Raw genomic sequence first — 19149 nt, 5'->3', positions numbered from 1 at the left:
GCACTGACGAGAGAGAGTCACACACCATGGCGAACTACACCGCTGCTGACATCAAGGCGCTGCGGGAGAGGTCCGGCGCCGGCATGCTCGACGTCAAGAAGGCGCTCGACGAGGCCGGCGGCGACGTCGACAAGGCGATGGAGATCATCCGCGTCAAGGGCCTGAAGGGCGTCGCCAAGCGTGAGGGTCGCAGCGCGTCGGAGGGCCTCGTGGCCGCCGCCGTCGTCGACGCCCCCGACGCCGACGGCCAGGTCGGCGTGCTCGTCGAGATCAACGCCGAGACGGACTTCGTCGCGAAGAACGCGGTCTTCATCGACCTCGCCGAGAAGGTCCTCGGCGCAGCCGTGGCCTCCGGCGCGGCCGACGCCGAGGCCCTCGCGTCCGCCTACATCGGCGAGCGCTCGGTCCAGGACGTCGTCGACGAGACGGCCGCCACGCTCGGCGAGAAGATCGTCGTGCGCCGCGTGGCCCGCCTCGCCGGCGAGGTCGTCTCGACGTACCTGCACCGCACCGCCAAGGACCTGCCCCCGCAGGTGGGTGTCCTCGTCGCCGGCAGCAAGCCCGCCGGTGAGGTCGCCACCGAGGTCGCGATGCACGTCGCCGCGTACTCCCCGGTCTACCTCACGCGCGAGGAGGTCCCGACCGACACGGTCGCCGACGAGCGCCGCATCGCCGAGGAGACCTCGCGCAACGAGGGCAAGCCCGAGGCCGCGATCAGCAAGATCGTCGAGGGTCGCCTCAACGGGTTCTTCAAGGACCAGGTCCTGCTCGAGCAGGCCTACGCCCGTGACCCGAAGAAGACGGTCGGCAAGGTCGTGACCGAGGCCGGTGGCGAGCTCACCGGTTTCGTGCGCTTCCGCGTCGGCGCCTGATCCACCGCTGGCCTCGGACGGTCGGGACCTCCCGACCGTCCGGGGCCACACGCGCACCTGGCGCGACCTGCTCCCCATCCCCCTCCTGGAAGGCACCGAGGTGACGACGACGTCGGAATCCCCCCGAGCACGACGCGTGCTCCTCAAGCTCTCCGGCGAGGTGTTCGGCGGCGGGACCATCGGTCTCGACCCCGACGTCGTGGCGAGCGTGGCCGCGGAGATCTCCGCGGCCGTCGCCGACGGCGTCCAGGTCGCGATCGTCGTGGGCGGAGGCAACTTCTTCCGCGGCGCCGAGCTCTCGCAGCGCGGGATCGACCGGTCGCGCGCCGACTACATGGGCATGCTCGGCACCGTCATGAACTGTCTCGCGCTGCAGGACTTCCTCGAGAAGGCCGGCGTGAGCACGCGCGTGCAGACCGCCATCGCGATGGGTCAGGTCGCCGAGCCGTACATCCCGCTGCGCGCCATCCGGCACCTCGAGAAGGGCCGCGCCGTCATCTTCGGCGCCGGCGCCGGCATGCCGTTTTTCTCCACCGACACCGTGGCGATCCAGCGGGCGCTCGAGACGCACTGCGACGAGGTCCTCGTGGGCAAGAACGGTGTCGACGCGGTCTACACCGCCGACCCCCGGACCGATCCCCACGCCCGCCGCCTCGAGCGCCTGACGTTCGACGACGCGATCCGGCAGGGCCTCAAGGTGGTCGACTCGACCGCCTTCAGCCTGAGCCGGGACAACGCGCTGCCGATGCGCGTGTTCGGCATGGGTGAGCCCGGCAACGTCACCCGGGCGCTCCGGGGTGAGAGTATCGGAACGCTGGTCACCGCCTGAGGCGGTCGCAGGCGTACCCCGGGTCCGCCCGGGAGCAGGAGACATCAGCGGCTCATCAGCCGCGCGACCGTGCCGGACGCACGACAAAGGAGCTGCAGTGATCGACGACGTTCTCCTCGAGGCCGAGGACAAGATGGACAAGACCGTGGAGGCGGCGCGCGAGGACATGGCGTCCATCCGGACCGGGCGTGCCAACGCGAGCCTGTTCACCAAGATCCTCGTGGACTACTACGGCGCACCGACGCCGCTGCAGCAGCTCGCCGGCGTGACGATCCCCGAGGCTCGCGTCGTGCTGGTCTCCCCGTACGACCGCTCCGCCACGAACGACATCATCAAGGCGCTCCGCGAGTCCGACCTCGGCGTGAACCCGACCGACGACGGCAACGTCATCCGCATCTCCCTCCCGCAGCTGACGGAGGAGCGCCGCCGCGACTACGTCAAGCTGGCCAAGACCAAGGGCGAGGACGCCCGCGTGTCGGTCCGCTCGATCCGCCGCAAGGCCAAGGACGAGCTCGACCGCCTGGTGAAGGACGGCGAGGTGGGCGAGGACGAGGGCGCCCGCGCCGAGAAGGAGCTCGAGGGCGTCACGAAGTCGCACGTCGAGACCATCGACGAGCTGCTCGCCAACAAGGAGCGCGAGCTCCTCGAGGTGTGAGCGACAGCATGACCACGCACGACCCGGACCACGCCGAGACTCCCGCACCCCCGCTCACGCGCCGTGAGCTGAGGGCGCTGCGGGAGTCCGGCGTCCTCCCCGTCGTCGGCGCCGAGACCACGACCGTCGTCGTGCCGCAGGAGCCCGAGCGGATCGAGTCCGCCGACACGAGCGGCGCCCCCGAGGTCCCGTCCGTCCCGACGGCGCCGCCCACGATCGACCTCCGCGCACCCCTGGTGCCCGAGCCCACCCCGAGCGACGTCCTGACCGCCCGAGCGGGCCGCAACGTCCCGGTGGCCGTGGGCGTCGGGGTCGGCCTCGTCATCGCCCTGGTGGCCAGCCTGTTCCTCCGCAAGGAGGTCTTCGGGCTGTTCGCCCTGGCCACGGTGGCCGGCGCGCTGATCGAGCTGCGCGCGGCCCTCGCGCGCCAGAGCATCACGCTGCCGGTGCTGCCGATCCTGGTCGGCGCCGTCGGCATGTTCGTCTCGGCCTACCTGGCCGGACCCGAGGCGCTGCTGGTCTCGTTCGTGCTCACCGCGGGCGGCGTGGTGGTCTGGTGCGCGCTGGACGGCGGCGGACTGCGCGTGCTGCGCAACGCCACGGCCGCGATCTTCGTCGCGGCCTACGTCCCGTTCCTGGCGTCGTTCCTCGCTCTCGCGCTGGCGGCGGACGACGGCGAGTGGCGCGTCCTCATCGTCGTCGTGCTGGTCGTCGCGTGCGACACGGGCGGCTGGGCCGCCGGCGTGACGATGGGACGGCACGCGCTCGCGCCGTCGATCAGCCCGAAGAAGTCCTGGGAGGGGCTGGCCGGGTCGACCGCGCTCGCCGTCCTCGTCGGCTCGATCCTCGTCCCGCTGGTGCTGGACGCGACGTGGTGGGTCGGCGCGCTCGTGGGCGTCCTCACCGTCGTCGCCGGACTCGTCGGCGACCTGGGGGAGTCCCTCATCAAGCGCGACCTGGGCATGAAGGACATGGGGGACTCGATCCCCGGGCACGGCGGCATCCTCGACCGCGTCGACGCCCTCCTCGTGGCGGCCCCCGTCGTGGTCACCGCCCTCGCCCTGGCCGCACCCGCCCTCTGACACCCCGCCCGCACGGTCACGCGGCCGCCAGCAGGGCACAATGGAGCCATCATGACGACCACCACCCCGACCCCCGCCGGCACGGCCCTCCCCGCCACCACCCCCGACGGGCGGCCGAAGCTGCAGATGGCGGCCCCGCGGCGCGGCAAGCCGCCGATGCACCTCGCCGACCTGACGTCCGCCGAGCGGAAGGCGAAGGTCGCCGAGCTCGGCATCCCGGGCTTCCGGGCCGACCAGCTCTCGCGGCACTACTTCACCCACTTCACGCGGGACGCCGAGCAGATGTCCGACCTGCCCGCCGCGGCCCGCGACGAGCTCGTCGACGCGCTCCTGCCGGAGCTCATCACGCCCGTGCGCACGATGGCGGCGGACGGCGGCGAGACGCTCAAGACGCTGTGGTCGATGCACGACGGCGCGAAGGTCGAGTCCGTCCTCATGCAGTACCGCGACCGCACCACGCTGTGCGTCTCGAGCCAGGCGGGCTGCGGGATGGCGTGCCCGTTCTGCGCCACCGGCCAGCTCGGCCTGACGCGCAACCTGTCGACCGCCGAGATCATCGAGCAGGTCCGCCTCGCGGCCGCCGCGAGCCGCGACGGGCTCACCTCGCGCGGCCCGAACCGCCTGAGCAACGTCGTGTTCATGGGCATGGGCGAGCCGCTGGCGAACTACAAGGCCGTGGTCGGCGCCGTGCGCCGCATGATCAACCCGGCACCGGACGGCTTCGGTCTCTCGGCGCGCAACGTCACGGTCTCGACCGTCGGTCTCGTCCCGGCGATGCTCAAGCTCGCCGACGAGAAGATGCCGATCACCCTGGCGCTCTCGCTGCACGCGCCCGACGACGAGCTGCGCGACGAGCTCATCCCGGTCAACTCCCGGTGGAAGGTGGGCGAGGCGCTCGACGCCGCGCGCCACTACTTCGAGGTCACCGGACGCCGCGTGAGCATCGAGTACGCGCTCATCCGCGACATGAACGACCACGGCTGGCGCGCCACGCTGCTGGCCGACGAGCTGCTGAAGCGCGGACGCGGCTGGGTGCACGTCAACCCCATCCCGCTGAACCCGACGCCGGGTTCGAAGTGGACGGCGAGCGATCCCGACGTCGAGGACGAGTTCGTGGCACGGTTGCGTCACGCGGGCATCCCCACCACGGTGCGGGACACGCGCGGAAGCGACATCGACGGTGCGTGCGGTCAGCTGGCCGCAGGTGCCGAGGACCAGCCCGGCCGCCCGGCGTCGCAGAAGGCAACCAGCACGACGGTCGGCACGACGACCAGCGGAGCGCAGGAGGCGGATCGGTGACGGAGCTGTTCCCCCGCGTGTCGACCACGGCACGCGGGTACGACATCGAGCAGGTCGACGCGTTCTTCGAGCGCGCCCGTCACGACTACGAGGGCAGCGTGTCCGGTGAGGTCACGACCGGGACGACCGGGAGGACGGCGCTCGGCGCACCCCCGTCCACCGCCAGTGCCACCGCCGACGCCGACGCCGACGCCGACGCACACGCCTCCGAGGCCGCGACGCCGGCTGCCGGCCCGCTCGACGCCGCAGCCGTCCGCGTCGCGGCGTTCGACCTCGTGCGGCACGGCTACTCGCCCGCCGCCGTCGACTCGGCGCTGGACCGGCTCGAGGCCGCCTTCGTGGCCGCCGACCGCGCCGACTTCATCGCCGAGAACGGGCAGAGCGCCTGGATGACCGGCGTCGTCGAGCGCGCCACCACGCTGTACGAGCGCCTGACGCGCCCCCCGGGCGAGCGGTTCGCGCCGCCGCAGCACGGCCGCGGCTACGACGCCGCCCAGGTCGACGCGCTGCTCGACCGCCTCGTGGCCTACTTCGACGAGGGCACGCCGATCCAGGCCGGCCAGGTCCGCTCCACCACGTTCGACTCCGCCCCGCGCTCGCGCTCCTACGCCGAGGGCCCGGTGGACGCCTACCTCGACCGCGTCGTGGACGTGCTGCTCGCCGTCGAGTGACGTCCTGATGTTCTGGGTCGGCGTCGCCGTCATCGTCGTGGGGCTGCTGGCCTCCATCGCCTGGCACGAGCTGGGACACCTGCTCCCCGCCAAGAAGTTCGGCGTGCTCGTGACGCAGTACATGATCGGCTTCGGCCCCTCGCTCCTCAGCCGCCGTCGCGGCGAGACCGAGTACGGCCTCAAGGCGATCCCGCTCGGCGGGTACATCCGCATGGTCGGGATGTTCCCGGGTGAGGCGATGCTGCCCGCCGCCACCGCGCACCGCCGCGACCCCGCCGCCGTCGGAGGCTGGCGCCGCCGGACGCGCTCGATCGCGGCCGAGGCGCGCGAGTTCTCCGCGCAGGAGGTCCCGCCCGGTCAGGAGCACCGCACGTTCGCCGCCCTCTCGGTGCCGCGCAAGCTCGTGATCATGGCCGGCGGTCCGTTCGCCAACCTCGTGCTCGCATTCGTCCTGCTCGCCGTCGCCATGATCGGCATCGGCCTCCCGGCCACCACGACCACGCTCGGCACCGTCTCGGCCTGCGTCCCCGCGGCGGGGGCCAGCGAGTGCACCGACGCCGACGCCCCCTCACCCGCGCAGGCCGCCGGACTCGAGGTCGGCGACGTCCTGGTGTCGTGGAACGGCGTCGCGGCGCAGGACTGGGCGAGCGTCCAGGGCGCGATCCGCGACGGCGGCACCGCGCCCGCCGACGTCGTCGTCGAGCGCGACGGCGCCCCGGTCCAGCTGACGGTGACGCCCGTCGTCGCCGAGCGCGAGGTCGTCGGCCAGGACGGGACCGTCACGACGGCGCAGATCCCGATCGTGGGCATCTCGCCCACGCAGGTGCTCGAGCGCGCGAGCGTCGGGGACCTCGGCAGCACCTTCGTCCAGGGCGTGGGGGAGACCTTCAAGGTCGTCGTCACGCTGCCCGCGCAGCTCGTCGGCGTCGTCTCCTCGACCTTCGGCTCGGCCGAGCGCGATCCCGGCGTGGTCGGGCTGATCGGTGTGGGTCGGCTGGCGGGCGAGGCGACGAGCACACCCACGGACTTCGGCGCGGCGGGCGCGGCGCTGACCCTCCTGCAGGTGCTGTCGTCGCTCAACCTCGCGCTGTTCGCGTTCAACATGATCCCTCTGCTCCCGCTCGACGGCGGACACATCGCCGGCGCCCTCTGGGAGGGGCTGCGCCGTCGCGTCGCGCGGCGCCGCGGGCGGCCCGACCCCGGCCCGGTCGACGTCGCCCGGCTGCTCCCGCTGACCTACGTCGTGGTCGTCGCGCTCGTCGCGGTCTTCGTCCTGCTCACCGTGGCCGACATCGTCGACCCCCTCTCGCTGGTCTGAGGCGTGGGCTGGCGGACCCCGGCGGGACCGGTGGCACGGGCGCTGGGGCCCGACGACCTCGGTGACGCCCTGGCGCTGTGCTCGCTGGACCCCGTCGGATCCGTGCTGGCGGCCGTCCGCCTGGCCGACAGCGCGGCACGCCCGTCGTTCGGGTCGGGGGCCTGGGGTGCGTTCGAGGACGGTCGGCTCGTGGCCCTGGCGTGGGTCGGGGCCAACGTCGTCCCGGTGAGCCCCACGGGGCGCGGCCTGGAGGCCCTGGCTCGCGCCGTCGTCGTGCACCAGCGCTCGTTCTCCTCGCTGGTCGGGGACGCCCCGGCGGTCCACACGGTCTGGAGCCACCTGTCGCAGGCGTGGCCCAGCCCGCGCCAGATGCGTGCGGACCAACCCTCGCTCGCGATCACCGGCACGCCGGCCGTCGACGCCGATCCGTCGGTGCGGCCCGCCGTGATGGACGAGCTGGAGCTCGTGCTGCCGGCGAGCGTGGCCATGTTCACGGAGGAGTACGGCTACTCGCCGCTGGGCAGCTCCGGCGCCTACGCCGCGCGCGTGCGCCAGCTGATCGACGGCGGGCGCTCGTTCGTGCGGATCGGCCAGGGTCCCGACGGTCCGCGCGTGGAGTTCAAGGCCGAGATCGGGGCGTTCGCGCTCGGCGTCGCCCAGGTGCAGGGGGTCTGGACGCACCCCGACCTGCGCGGGCACGGGCTGGGCGCCGCCGGGACCGCCGCCGTCGTCGAGCACGCCTACGCGCTCGGGGCGCGGACCGTCTCGCTCTACGTCAACGACTACAACGCCACGGCCAGGGCCGTGTACCGCCGCGTGGGGTTCGACCAGGTCGGCTCGTACGCGACCGTCGTGCTCTAGGCGGGTGAGCCCGCTGGCATAGGCTGGGGCCGTGCTGATGCGGATGTCCACCCTGTTCCTGAGAACCCTGCGCGACGACCCCGTCGACGCCGAGGTCGACTCCCACAGGCTGCTGGTGCGGGCCGGCTACATCCGGCGGGCCGCCCCCGGCATCTACACGTGGCTGCCGCTGGGGCTGAAGGTCCTGGCCAAGGTCGAGCAGGTCGTGCGCGAGGAGATGGCCGCGGCCGGGGCGCAGGAGATCCACTTCCCGGCGCTGCTGCCCCGCGAGCCCTACGAGGCCACCAACCGCTGGACGGAGTACGGCCCGAACCTCTTCCGGCTGCACGACCGCCGCGGCAACGACTACCTGCTCGCGCCCACGCACGAGGAGATGTTCACCCTCGTGGTCAAGGACCTGTACTCCTCCTACAAGGACCTGCCGCTCGCGCTCTACCAGATCCAGACCAAGTACCGCGACGAGGCGCGTCCCCGCGCCGGCCTCCTGCGCGGCCGCGAGTTCATCATGAAGGACGCCTACACGTTCGACATCGACGCCGAGAGCCACGCCGCCTCCTACCAGGCCCAGCGCGACGCCTACGAGCGCATCTTCGCGCGGCTCGGTCTGCCCTACGTGATCGTGACGGCGACGTCCGGTGCCATGGGCGGGTCGCGCAGCGAGGAGTTCCTCTCGCCGTCGCCGATCGGCGAGGACACCTACGTCCGTTCGGCCGGCGGCTACGCGGCCAACGTCGAGGCGGTCACGACGCCGGTGCCCGAGCCGGTCCCGTTCGACGGCGCCCCCGCGGCGCACGTCGAGGACACGCCGGACACCCCGACGATCGCCTCGCTGGTCGACGTCGCGAACGCGCGGTTCCCCCGCCCCGACGGCAGCTGGACCGCCGCCGACACGCTCAAGAACGTCGTCGTCGCGCTCACGCACCCCGACGGCGGTCGCGAGGTCGTCGTCATCGGCCTGCCCGGCGACCGCGAGGTCGACCTCAAGCGTCTCGAGGCCGCTGTCGAGCCGGCTGCCGTCGAGGCGGCTGGCGACGCCGACTTCGCCGCGCACCCCGAGCTCGTCAAGGGCTACATCGGTCCGAGCGCGCTCGGACCGAATGCGGCCGGAGCGCGCGACGTCGCGCCCGACGGCCGCGTCCTGGCCGGTGCCGTCCGCTACCTGCTGGACCCCCGTGTCGTGCCGGGCACCCGCTGGATCACCGGGGCCGACGAGGCCGGGCGCCACGTGTTCGAGCTCGTCGCCGGTCGCGACTTCACCGCGGACGGCACCATCGAGGCCGCCGAGGTGCGCGCCGGGGACCCGGCGCCCGACGGCTCCGGTCCGCTCGAACTGGCGCGCGGGATCGAGATGGGTCACGTGTTCGACCTCGGCACCAAGTACTCCCAGGCGCTCGGCCTGACGGTGCTCGACCAGAACGGCAAGTCGCGCGTCGTGCACATGGGCTCGTACGGCGTCGGCGTCTCGCGCGCCGTCGCGGCGCTGGCCGAGAACTTCCACGACGAGCGCGGCCTCACCTGGCCGGTCGCCGTCGCCCCGGCGCACGTGCACATCATCGCCACGGGCAAGGACGAGGCCGTGTTCACGGCGGCCGAGGAGATCGCGACCCAGGCGCAGGAACGTGGCCTCGAGGTCCTGATCGACGACCGCCGCAAGGTCTCGCCCGGCGTGAAGTTCGCCGACGCCGAGCTGCTCGGCGTCCCGGTCGTGGTCGTGGTCGGACGCGGTCTGGCCGACGGCGTCGTCGAGGTGCGTCGCCGCGCCGCCGGCGTCACCGAGGAGGTCAAGGTCGCCGGGGCGGCGGGGCACGTGGCCGAGGTCGTGGCGTCGCTGCGCTGAGCCGAAGCATCATGGACGACGGGGGACCCACCGATGGTGACGAGCATCCTGCTCCTGCTGCTGGTCGCGCTGGCGGCGGTCGGGCTCCTCGCTCTCGTGATCGTGCTCGTGGTCGTGGGTGCGCGCCGCAACCGCGCACGGGTCGGAGAGCTGGCCGGTCTGGCGGCCGCCCGCGGCTGGCGCTTCCACCCGGACGGGCGCGGCCTCGAGGAGCGGTTCACCGGTGATCCGTTCGGGCGCGGGCGCCGCCGGACCGCCTCCCAGGTGCTCGAGGGTGTGCACCAGGGCTGGCCGTTCATCGCGTTCGACTACTCCTACGTCACGAGCAGCGGGAACGACGGTCGCGACACCACGAGCTGGTTCTCCGTCGTCTCGCTGCACCTCGGGGCGCGGGCCCCGCTGCTCCAGGTCCGACCGCAGTCGGCGTTCGGGCGGTTCTTCGCCGACTCCTTCGGTTCGGACTTCCGCATCGGTCACGCGCCGTTCGACGACTCCTTCGACGTCCGGACGGACTCGCCGGAGTTCGCCCTGGACGTCCTGGGACCGCAGGTCGCGGAGATGCTGCTCGCGACCCGGGACCGCGCCTGGCGCTGGCACGGTGACTCGCTCCTGGTGTTCCGGCCCGGCAGGCACGCCGCCGCCGAGATCGACGGCGTGCTCGCGCAGGCCGCGCACCTCCTCGGTCTCGTCCCGCCCCACGTCTGGGCGCGGCTGCGGGGCGGCCCGAGCGACGCGCCGCTCTGAGGCGCGGCCCGTCCCCCACGGCACCCTCGTCGCCACCTAGGGTCGACGGCATGTCGAACTCCTCCTTCCCGTCGTTCTTCGTCATCTTCGGCGTGGTGATCGCGATCATCGTCGTCAGCGGGGTCGTCTCCGCCAGGCGGAGCCGGGAGCGGACGCAGGCGCTGGTCGCCTACGCGGCGGCGCGCGGCTGGCTGTTCCACGCCGACGGCACCGGTCTGGAGGACCGGTTCGGGGGCGAACCGTTCCAGCGGGGGCGGCGCCGTCGTGCCTCCCAGGTGCTCGAGGGCACCCACCGGGGCTGGCCCTTCATCGCGTTCGATTACACCTACGTCACGAGCAACGGCAAGAACAGCACCACGCACCACTTCTCGGTGGTCTCGCTGCACCTCGGCGTGCGCACCCCGATGCTGCAGGTGCGGCCCCAGTCCGCGTTCGGGCGGTTCTTCTCGGACGCGTTCGGGACCGACTACCACATCGGTTTCCGCGAGTTCGACGACGCCTTCCACATCAGGACAGACTCCACCGAGCTCGCGCACGACGTGCTGACGGAGGCGTTCTGCCGCCGGCTGCTCGCCGCCCCCGAGCGGGCGCTGCGGTTCCAGGGCGACTCGCTGCTGCTGTTCCGCACCGGGCGGCACGACCCGGCGGAGGTCGACGCCGTCCTGGAGCAGGGGAGCGAGCTGCTCGCGCTGGTCCCCGCGCCCGTGTGGGAGCGGCTGCGCGGGGTGGGCGGTCCCACGGACGCGCCCGTCTGATCAGTCGGTGCTCGCCGCCGGGCCGGGGAGCCCCGGCAGGACCACGGCGGGGGAGTCGAGCGGTCCTGTCGCGCCCAGCGCGCGGGCGCGCAGCAGCGCCTCGAGCGCCGCGTCGAGCCCGACCGTGCGGGAGGCGGCCGGAAGGGCGCTGGTGACCCACAGCGAGGCGACCTCGGTCTCCAGGGCGATCGCGGCGGCCACGGGGTCGCCGTCCAGGAGGGGCCCGACGTCGTAGATCGCCTCGCGGGGATCGGCCTCGCCCCCGGTGGATCCCGCCCGGGCGGCCAGCAGCTCCGCCGTGCGGCGCAGCGTGGCGGCGCGACGGTTCCAGTCGGTCTGACGCGCGTCGTCACCGTCGCGCGCGGCCAGCACCTCGTAGGCGTACGCGGCGGCGTCGAGTCCGCGCACCAGGGCGTCGACGTCGCGGAACGTCGCCAGCCGGAGCGCGTTGGTGTCGGTGCCGCCCGTGGGCAGGGGAGCCGCCGGGGCGACGCCGGTCGTCCCGACGACCTCGTGCGCGGCCAGCGCGCGCCACAGGGCCACCGAGGCGAGCACGGTCGCGGTGCTGCCGGGGACCTGCGCGAGGTCGGAGCGCGCGTCGTCGTAGCCGGTCACCAGGAGTGCCACGGTCCCGACCAGGTCCGTGACGGGTGGCGCCACGGACGGGTCGGCGGTGCCGTCGGTCTCCGATGCCGGGTCGGCGGCGGCACCCGAGGCGCCCGCCCACTCCCCGCCGAGGTCCTGAGCGTGCGCCGCGCTGGCGGCGGCGATCTGCTGCAGGCGGTCGACGACGGACGCGGCGGCGGGATCGCTCTGCGCCGCGGTCGCGGCGGTCGCGATCGCCTCGGCGTCGGAGACGGCGCCAGCGCGAGCGGTCTCGGCGGCGTCGGCCGTCACGGGCGGCGGCTCCGGCTGCTCCAGACGGACGCCGCAGCCGCTCGTGAGCCCGACGAGCACGGCGACGCAGGCCGCCAGGGTGACGCTCGCACGCCCGGGGGCGAGGCCGTCGTGACGCCCGGTGCGGGGCGGACGGGTGAGGAAGGAGGCGGAGCGGGGCACGGGGCAACGGTAGTCTTGTCCGGCTGCGGTGCGTGGGTACGCGCCGCGGGAAGCGCACATAACTACACACGGGAGGCGTCATGACGGCCGAGGAGCTGAACCGACGACTGCGCGCGGTCGTCGAACCGCTGGCGAGCAGCCACGACCTGGTCGCGGAGAGCGCGCAGCTGCGCACCCGTGGTCGGCTGCGCACCGTCGTGGTGGTGCTGGACCTCGCCGACGGCCCCGGATCTCTGGGCTCGGACCTGCTGGGTGAGGTGACGCGCGAGATCTCCGACGCCCTGGACGCCGACGACGTCGTCGAGGGTGCCTACACGCTCGAGGTGTCCTCGCCCGGCGTGTCCCGTCCCCTGACGCAGCCCCGCCACTTCCGCCGCGCCGAGCGACGCCTCGTGCGCCTGGCCCTGACCGACGGGAGCACCCTGGTCGCCAGGGTGCGCTCCGCCGACGACGACGGGGTGACCGTCTCCCGCGACGGCGCCCCCGACGGCACCCACGAGACGCTGACCTACGCGCAGATCACCACGGCCACGGTCGAGGTCGAGATGCGCCGCCTGGAGGAGAACTGATGGACATCGACATGGCCGCGCTGCGGCTCATCGAGCGCGAGCGCGAGATCGGCTTCGACGTGCTCGTCTCGGCGATCGAGCAGGCGCTGCTCACCGCCTACGAGAAGACGCCGGACGCGAAGGACCGCGCCCGCGTGGAGATCGACCGGTCGACCGGGCACGTGAGCGTGTTCGTCACCGAGACGACCGGTGAGGGCGACGACGTCGCGACGCACACCTACGAGGACACTCCCGACGGGTTCGGCCGCGTCGCGACGGCGACGGCGCGCAGCGTCATCGTGCAGCGCCTGCGCGACGCCGAGGACGAGCAGGTGCTCGGCGCGTACCGGGGCTCGCAGCTCCAGCTCATCTCGGGCGTGGTGCAGCAGGGCGGACGCGGCGGCATCGTCCTGGTCGACCTCGGCGGCGGCGTCGAGGCCGTGCTGCCCCCGCACGAGCAGGTGCCGGGCGAGGTCCTCGCGCACGGCGAGCGCATCAAGGCGTACGTGACCGAGGTCGCCCGCGGCCCGCGCGGGCCGTCGATCACGCTGTCGCGCACGCACCCCAACTTCGTGCGCCGGCTGTTCGAGCACGAGGTCCCCGAGGTCGCCGACGGCAGCGTCGAGATCGTGGCCCTGGCGAGGGAGGCCGGCCACCGCAGCAAGGTCGCGGTCGAGTCGCACGTCGCCGGGATGGGCGCCAAGGGTGCCTGCATCGGCCCGATGGGTCAGCGCGTGCGCGCCGTCATGGCCGAGCTGCGCGGCGAGAAGATCGACATCGTGGACTTCTTCCCGGACCCCGCCAAGTTCGTCGGAGCCTCGCTGTCCCCGGCGCGCGTGACCAGCGTCACCGTCGTGGACGAGGCCGCCCGCGCGGCGCGCGTCGTGGTCCCCGACTACCAGCTCTCCCTCGCCATCGGCAAGGAGGGTCAGAACGCACGGCTGGCCGCGCGTCTGACCGGGTGGCGCATCGACATCCGGTCCGACGCCGCGCCGCAGGACGAGGCCCCGGACCGTGGGCCGGTGGGCGACGAGCGCGGTCAGGGGTAGACTGATGGGCGGGTCGACGACCCGACGCCCGCGTCCAGGACGCGAACCAGCCCCGACATCCGAGACCGACGCCACTGCGGCGAGCCTCGGATCGGGTCCGGTACGCACGTGCGTGGGGTGTCGGACGAAGGCCCTGCGGTCCGCCCTGGTGCGCGTCGTCGCCGTTCCGGGCACCACCCAGGTGGTGCTCGACCGGCGTGGTGACGCCCCGGGCAGGGGAGCGTGGCTGCACGAGCAGCACAGCTGTCTGGACCGGGCGCTCGCGCGCCACGCCGTACCCCGCGCCCTGCGACTGCAGGACGCGGACGCCTCGCAGGTCGAGGCAGCACTCCGAGCGGCCATCCGCCCGGAGTGATCGAGCAGCAGTTCACGAGCGAGAGCGGGATGAGACGCCGATGGGCCCCCGATGAGCACTCAGCAATGAGCTCGAACCAGTAGACGAGGTCCTCCCTTCCCGGGTGGACCCGGAGAAGGAGAGTTGTGGCCAAGACCCGCGTGCACGAACTTGCACGAGACCTCGGGATGAGCAGCAAGGATCTGCTCGACCAGCTGAAGTCGATGGGGGAGTACGTCAAGTCGGCGTCCTCGACCATCGAGTCCCCCGTCGAGCGCCGCGTGAGGGAGAAGTTCCCCACCGCGCCCGCCGCAGAGAAGCCCGCAGACAAGCCGGCCCCGAAGCCGGCCGCCGCTGCGGCACCCGCCGCCCCGGCGCCCGCGCCGTCCGCCCCCGCCCCCGTGGCACCCGCCGCGCCCAGCGCGCCGCAGGCCGCTGCGCCGAGCGATGCCCCGGCCGCGCCCGCCCCGGTGAGCCCGGCTCCGGCCGCGGCCCGTCCGGGTGCTCCGCGTCCCGCGGCACCCGCGCCCGCCGCTCCGGCCCCGGCCGCCCCCGTGGCTCCCGCGGCGTCGGCTCCGTCGGCCCCCGCCGCTCCCGGCGCCACCCCCGGCCCGCGCAGCAGCGCGCGTCCGGGCAACAACCCGTTCGCGCCGTCGCAGGGGATGCCCCGTCCGGCTCGCTCCGGCGGCGCCGCACGTCCGGGCAACAACCCGTTCGCGCCGTCGCAGGGCATGCCCCGTCCCGGCGGTGCCGGTGGCGCCGGCGGCCCTCGCCCCGCTCAGGGTGCCGGCGCGCCGACCGGCGCCGCCGGTCCTCGCCCGGGTGGCACCGGCGGTCCGGGTGCCGGTGGCCCCCGTCCCGGCGGTCCCCGCCCCTCGCCCGGCGCCATGCCGGCGCGCAGCTCCGTCGGTCGTCCCGGCGCCCCCGCTCGCGGTGGCGCAGGTGCCGGTCGCGGTGGTCCCGGCGGTCGTCCCGGTGCCGGTGGCGGACGCCCCGGCTTCGGTGGCGCTCCCGGTGGTGCGCCGGGTGCCGGCGGCGGTCGTCCCGGAGGCGGCGGTGGCCGTCCCGGTGCCGGCGGCCGCGGTGGTACGCAGGGTGCGTTCGGTCGCGCCGGTGGCCGCCCGGTCCGCGCACGCAAGTCGCGTCGGGCGAAGCGCCAGGAGTTCGAGCAGATGTCCGCGCCGTCGATCGGTGGGGTGCAGGTTCCCCGCGGTGACGGCAGCACGGTCGTGCGCATCCGTCGGGGCGCGAGCCTCGCGGACTTCGCCGACCGCATCGACGCCAACCCGGCGAGCCTCGTCACGGTGCTGTTCCACCTCGGTGAGATGGCCACGGTCACGCAGGCGCTCGACGAGAACACGTTCGAGGCGCTGGGCGCCGAGCTCGGCTATGTCATCGAGGTCGTGTCCCCGGAGGACGAGGAGCGCGAGCTCTTCGGCAGCTTCGACATCGACCTGGACGCCGAGCTCGAGGCCGAGGGCGACGACGACCTGGCGGCACGTCCGCCGGTCGTGACCGTCATGGGTCACGTCGACCACGGTAAGACGAAGCTTCTCGACGCCATCCGCTCCACGGACGTCGTGGCGGGCGAGGCCGGCGGCATCACGCAGCACATCGGCGCCTACCAGGTGTCGGTCGAGCACGAGGACGCCGAGCGCGCCATCACCTTCATCGACACCCCCGGTCACGAGGCGTTCACCGCCATGCGTGCCCGTGGTGCCGACGTCACCGACATCGCGATCCTCGTGGTCGCGGCCGACGACGGCGTCATGCCCCAGACGATCGAGGCGCTCAACCACGCGCAGGCCGCCGGTGTGCCGATCGTCGTCGCGGTCAACAAGGTCGACAAGGAGGGGGCGAACCCCGACAAGGTCATGCAGCAGCTGACCGAGTACAACCTCGTCGCCGAGGCCTACGGCGGCGAGACCATGTTCGTCAACGTGTCCGCCAAGAACCGCACGGGCATCGACGAGCTGCTCGAGGCCGTGCTCCTGACGGCCGACGCGTCGCTGGACCTGCGCGCCAACCCCGACAAGGACGCGCGCGGTGTGGCCATCGAGGCCAACCTGGACAAGGGTCGCGGTTCCGTCGCGACCGTCCTGGTCCAGTCCGGCACGCTGCGCGTGGGCGACTCGATCGTGGCGGGCAAGGCCTACGGCCGCGTCCGTGCCATGTTCGACGACCACGGCGACAACCTGTCGGAGGCGGGCCCGTCCCGTCCGGTGCAGGTGCTCGGTCTGACGTCGGTCCCGCGTGCGGGTGACACGTTCATCGTCGCGCCCGACGACCGCACGGCCCGCCAGATCGCCGACAAGCGCGATGCTGCCGACCGCGCGGCCAACCTGGCCAAGCGTCGCAAGCGGATGAGCCTCGAGGACTTCACCCTCGCTCTCGAGCAGGGCAAGGTCTCCACGCTCAACCTCGTCCTCAAGGGCGACGTGTCCGGTGCCGTCGAGGCGCTCGAGGACGCGCTGCTCAAGATCGACGTGGGTGCCGAGGTCGACCTGCGGATCATCCACCGCGGTGTCGGTGCGATCACGCAGAACGACGTCAACCTCGCGACCGTCGACAACGCGGTCATCATCGGCTTCAACGTGCGTCCGGACGTCCGGGTGTCCGAGCTGGCCGACCGCGAGGGTGTCGACATCCGGTACTACTCGGTCATCTACGCCGCCATCGACGACGTCGAGAGCTCGCTCAAGGGCATGCTCAAGCCGATCTTCGAGGAGGTCCAGCTCGGGACCGCGGAGATCCGTCAGATCTTCCGCAGCTCCAAGTTCGGGAACATCGCCGGTTCGCTGGTGCGTTCCGGCCTCATCCGTCGCAACAGCTCGGCACGTGTGCTGCGCGACGGCGTCGTGATCGGGGACAACCTGAAGATCGAGTCCCTGCGCCGCGAGAAGGACGACGCCACGGAGGTCCGCGAGGGCTTCGAGTGCGGTATCGGGCTCGGCTCGTTCAACGACGTCCGTGACGGCGACGTCATCGAGACGTTCGAGACGCGGGAGAAGGAGCGCACGGCGTGAGCGACAACTCTCGTGCCATCCGGCTCGGCGAGGCGATCAAGGAGATCGTCGCCGTGATGCTGGAGCAGCGGATCAAGGATCCGCGGCTCGGGTTCGTCACGGTGACCGACGTCAAGGTGACCGGCGACCTCCAGCAGGCGACCGTGTTCTACACGGTCCTCGGCACGGACGACGACGTCGCCTCGACGACGGCGGCGCTGGAGTCGGCCAAGGGTCTGCTGCGGACCGAGGTGGGTCGGCGCACCGGGGTGAAGTTCACCCCGTCGCTGATCTTCCAGCTGGACCGCACGCCGCAGACCGCGTCGGACATCGCGGAGGCGCTCCGCATCGCCCGTGAGCGCGACGCCGAGGTGGCGGCCCTGGCCGCCGCGGCGGTGTACGCGGGCGACGCCGATCCCTACCGCAAGCCGGTCGTGATCGGCGCCGACGAGCAGGACGACGCCGCGGAGCGGGACGACGCCGGCGAGGCGACGTCCTGAACGAGAGCACGCAGACGAGGCCGTTCGGGGACGCCCCGGACGGCCTCGTCGTCGTCGACAAGCCCGCGGGCTGGACGTCGCACGACGTCGTCGCCCGGATGCGGCGGCTGCTGCGCACGCGCAAGGTCGGCCACGCCGGCACGCTGGACCCGATGGCCACGGGCGTGCTCGTCCTCGGCGTCGGGCGCAGCACCCGGCTGCTCACCTACGTGGTGGGGGCCGACAAGACCTATCTCGGCACGATCCGGCTCGGTCAGGACACCGTCACGGACGACGCCGAGGGTGACGTCACGTCCTCGGCCGGCGCGGCCGGGATCGCCGAGTCGGCGGTCCGGGACGCGCTCGTCCCGCTGACGGGCGACATCCTCCAGGTGCCGAGCTCGGTGAGCGCCATCAAGGTCGACGGTCAGCGGTCCTACGCGCGGGTGCGCTCGGGTGAGGACGTGGCGCTGCCGTCGCGGCCCGTCACCGTGAGCGAGCTCGTCGTGACGGACGTGCGTCGGGGTGCGGCGGAGGACGGCACGGCCGTGCTCGACGTCGACGTGCGCGTCACGTGCTCGTCCGGCACCTACATCCGCGCCATCGCGCGCGACCTCGGCGCCGCGCTCGGCACCGGGGGACACCTCACGGCGCTGCGCCGGACCAGGGTCGGCGGGTTCGACCTCGACCGCGCCGCCGACCTCGACGCGCTCGCCGCCGCGAGCGAGGCGGGGGAGATCGCCCTGATCGGCCCGGCCGACGCCGCCGGGGCCGTGATGCCGGTGCGGCGGGTCGACGCCGCCGAGGCGGCCTCGCTCGGCTACGGCCAGCGCATCGACGCCTCGGGCGAGGACGGGCCCGTCGCCGCCGTCGGCCCCGACGGTGTGCTCGTGGCCGTCCTGGGCGACGAGCGGCGCGACGGTGCCGTCCGTGCGAAGCCCGTCATCGTGCTCGCGCCGCGCTGAGACACCAGCTGAGTCCACACTGGTGGCGTGACCGGCACCGACCTCCGCTCGATCCACCACCCCGGCGCGCTCGTGGGGCCGCTGTGGGCCGTCGCGGTCGGGCGCGGCGCGCCCGTCGTGCTGCTGCACGGCAACTCCGAGAGCCACCGCGTCTTCGACGCCCTGGTGCCGCACCTGGCGGGATCCCTGACGCTGGTCGGGCTCGACTCGCGCGGTCACGGGCTGTCCCCGCGCGGTGAGCGGGGGCTGACGATCGCGTCGATGGCCGACGACGTCGCGGCCACCCTCGCGGCGCTGGGCCTGGACCGGCCCGTCGTCGTCGGCTTCAGCGACGGCGGCAACATCGCCCTCGAGCTCGCGCTGCGGCACCCGGACGCCGTCGGCCCGCTCGTGGTGGTCGGGGCCAACCTGTTTCCCGAGGGGCTCACGCCGTTCTCGAAGCTGACGACCGACGTCGCGCACGCCGCCACGGTGCTCGGCTCGCGCGTCGCGCCGGCGCTGGGGCCGCTCGCCGAGCGGCTCGGGCTCATGGTGCACGACCCCCGCATCGACCCCGACGCGCTGGGGGCGCTGACGCAGCCGGTCCTGGTGGTGGTGGGGGAGCGCGACGCGATCCGGCCGGAGCACACCGCGCTCATCGTCGACTCGATCCCGCGTGCTCGACTCGCCGTCGTGCCCGGTGTCGGCCACATGGTGCCGGTGCGGGCCCCCGCCGCGCTCGCGGACCTGGTGCGCGGGGTGGTGCGTGGATCGCGGGACCCCGGCGAGGTGGCAGGCTAGAGGACTG

At 73.4% G+C, this 19149-nt stretch carries 19 protein-coding genes; 18 read left to right on the top strand and 1 reads right to left on the bottom strand.

Features of this window, described 5'->3' with window-relative positions; genetic code table 11:
• Positions 1-26: 26 nt before the first annotated feature.
• From tsf to SERN_RS00575, 11 genes are all read left to right on the top strand, one after another.
• Positions 27-872 carry a translation elongation factor Ts gene (tsf, locus tag SERN_RS00625; protein WP_135848219.1) on the top strand — a complete coding sequence of 282 codons (846 nt, stop codon included), beginning with the start codon at positions 27-29 and terminating at the stop codon, positions 870-872.
• A gap of 136 nt (positions 873-1008) precedes the next feature.
• Positions 1009-1701, top strand: coding sequence for a UMP kinase (gene pyrH, locus SERN_RS00620; protein ID WP_233251374.1), 693 nt, complete (start codon positions 1009-1011; stop codon positions 1699-1701).
• Between the two features lie 97 nt (positions 1702-1798).
• Positions 1799-2356: a ribosome recycling factor gene (gene frr, locus SERN_RS00615; protein WP_135848218.1), complete on the top strand. Its 558-nt coding sequence runs from the start codon at positions 1799-1801 to the stop codon at positions 2354-2356.
• Positions 2357-2364: 8 nt separating this feature from the next.
• Positions 2365-3438: a phosphatidate cytidylyltransferase gene (locus tag SERN_RS00610; protein WP_135848217.1), complete on the top strand. Its 1074-nt coding sequence runs from the start codon at positions 2365-2367 to the stop codon at positions 3436-3438.
• 51 nt (positions 3439-3489) lie between these two features.
• A complete protein-coding gene (rlmN, locus tag SERN_RS00605; protein ID WP_135848216.1) occupies positions 3490-4737 on the top strand; it encodes a 23S rRNA (adenine(2503)-C(2))-methyltransferase RlmN in 1248 nt (415 codons plus the stop codon).
• Positions 4734-5408: a DivIVA domain-containing protein gene (locus SERN_RS00600; protein ID WP_233251373.1), complete on the top strand. Its 675-nt coding sequence runs from the start codon at positions 4734-4736 to the stop codon at positions 5406-5408. Before rlmN ends, SERN_RS00600 begins: the two co-directional genes overlap by 4 nt.
• 7 nt (positions 5409-5415) lie before the next feature.
• Positions 5416-6726 carry a M50 family metallopeptidase gene (locus SERN_RS00595; RefSeq protein ID WP_135848215.1) on the top strand — a complete coding sequence of 437 codons (1311 nt, stop codon included), beginning with the start codon at positions 5416-5418 and terminating at the stop codon, positions 6724-6726.
• A 30-nt stretch (positions 6727-6756) separates the two neighbouring features.
• On the top strand, positions 6757-7587 hold the full coding sequence (locus SERN_RS00590) for a GNAT family N-acetyltransferase (RefSeq protein WP_233251372.1): 831 nt from the start codon (positions 6757-6759) through the stop codon (positions 7585-7587).
• Positions 7588-7618: 31 nt separating this feature from the next.
• Positions 7619-9424, top strand: a complete 1806-nt coding sequence (locus SERN_RS00585) for a proline--tRNA ligase (protein WP_135848213.1) — start codon at positions 7619-7621, stop codon at positions 9422-9424.
• Between the two features lie 33 nt (positions 9425-9457).
• Entirely contained in the window at positions 9458-10168 is a 711-nt protein-coding gene (locus tag SERN_RS00580; protein WP_135848212.1) for a hypothetical protein, read from the top strand.
• Between the two features lie 50 nt (positions 10169-10218).
• Entirely contained in the window at positions 10219-10923 is a 705-nt protein-coding gene (locus SERN_RS00575; RefSeq protein ID WP_135848211.1) for a hypothetical protein, read from the top strand.
• Here SERN_RS00575 and SERN_RS00570 read toward each other — a convergent pair whose 3' ends face one another.
• On the bottom strand, positions 10924-11982 hold the full coding sequence (locus SERN_RS00570; RefSeq protein WP_135848210.1) for a hypothetical protein: 1059 nt from the start codon (positions 11980-11982) through the stop codon (positions 10924-10926).
• Positions 11983-12062: 80 nt separating this feature from the next.
• On the opposite strand from SERN_RS00570, the gene SERN_RS00565 reads away from it, so the two are divergent.
• The 7 genes from SERN_RS00565 (at position 12063) to SERN_RS00535 (ending at position 19142) form a co-directional block, all read left to right on the top strand.
• Positions 12063-12551: a ribosome maturation factor RimP gene (locus SERN_RS00565; protein WP_135848209.1), complete on the top strand. Its 489-nt coding sequence runs from the start codon at positions 12063-12065 to the stop codon at positions 12549-12551.
• Complete coding sequence (gene nusA, locus SERN_RS00560; RefSeq protein WP_135848208.1) at positions 12551-13579, top strand: transcription termination factor NusA; 1029 nt, start codon at positions 12551-12553, stop codon at positions 13577-13579. Before SERN_RS00565 ends, nusA begins: the two co-directional genes overlap by 1 nt.
• 112 nt (positions 13580-13691) lie before the next feature.
• Complete coding sequence (locus SERN_RS00555) at positions 13692-13934, top strand: YlxR family protein (protein WP_233251371.1); 243 nt, start codon at positions 13692-13694, stop codon at positions 13932-13934.
• 125 nt (positions 13935-14059) lie between these two features.
• Positions 14060-16939: a translation initiation factor IF-2 gene (gene infB / locus SERN_RS00550; RefSeq protein WP_135848206.1), complete on the top strand. Its 2880-nt coding sequence runs from the start codon at positions 14060-14062 to the stop codon at positions 16937-16939.
• Positions 16936-17418 (top strand): 30S ribosome-binding factor RbfA, encoded by a 483-nt coding sequence (gene rbfA, locus SERN_RS00545; protein ID WP_135848205.1) that lies wholly within the window; start codon positions 16936-16938, stop codon positions 17416-17418. Before infB ends, rbfA begins: the two co-directional genes overlap by 4 nt.
• Positions 17415-18362: a tRNA pseudouridine(55) synthase TruB gene (gene truB, locus SERN_RS00540; RefSeq protein ID WP_135848204.1), complete on the top strand. Its 948-nt coding sequence runs from the start codon at positions 17415-17417 to the stop codon at positions 18360-18362. Before rbfA ends, truB begins: the two co-directional genes overlap by 4 nt.
• A gap of 27 nt (positions 18363-18389) precedes the next feature.
• A complete protein-coding gene (locus tag SERN_RS00535) occupies positions 18390-19142 on the top strand; it encodes an alpha/beta fold hydrolase (RefSeq protein ID WP_135848203.1) in 753 nt (250 codons plus the stop codon).
• Positions 19143-19149: the final 7 nt, after the last annotated feature.

The sequence above is a fragment of the Serinibacter arcticus genome (assembly GCF_004786095.1).
In the GTDB taxonomy this organism is placed as follows: Bacteria; Actinomycetota; Actinomycetes; order Actinomycetales; family Beutenbergiaceae; genus Litorihabitans; species Litorihabitans arcticus.
This window is presented reverse-complemented; position numbering and strand designations above follow the sequence as displayed.

What these genes read in the sequence shown, in the direction of transcription:
- SERN_RS00595 (WP_135848215.1), top strand. Translation starts at nt 5,416, where the DNA reads ATGTTCTGGGTCGGCGTCGCCGTCATCGTCGTGGGGCTGCTGGCCTCC.
- SERN_RS00575 (WP_135848211.1), top strand. Translation starts at nt 10,219, where the DNA reads ATGTCGAACTCCTCCTTCCCGTCGTTCTTCGTCATCTTCGGCGTGGTG.
- tsf (WP_135848219.1), top strand. Translation starts at nt 27, where the DNA reads ATGGCGAACTACACCGCTGCTGACATCAAGGCGCTGCGGGAGAGGTCC.
- SERN_RS00610 (WP_135848217.1), top strand. Translation starts at nt 2,365, where the DNA reads ATGACCACGCACGACCCGGACCACGCCGAGACTCCCGCACCCCCGCTC.
- nusA (WP_135848208.1), top strand. Translation starts at nt 12,551, where the DNA reads ATGGACATCGACATGGCCGCGCTGCGGCTCATCGAGCGCGAGCGCGAG.
- SERN_RS00580 (WP_135848212.1), top strand. Translation starts at nt 9,458, where the DNA reads ATGGTGACGAGCATCCTGCTCCTGCTGCTGGTCGCGCTGGCGGCGGTC.
- SERN_RS00565 (WP_135848209.1), top strand. Translation starts at nt 12,063, where the DNA reads ATGACGGCCGAGGAGCTGAACCGACGACTGCGCGCGGTCGTCGAACCG.
- rlmN (WP_135848216.1), top strand. Translation starts at nt 3,490, where the DNA reads ATGACGACCACCACCCCGACCCCCGCCGGCACGGCCCTCCCCGCCACC.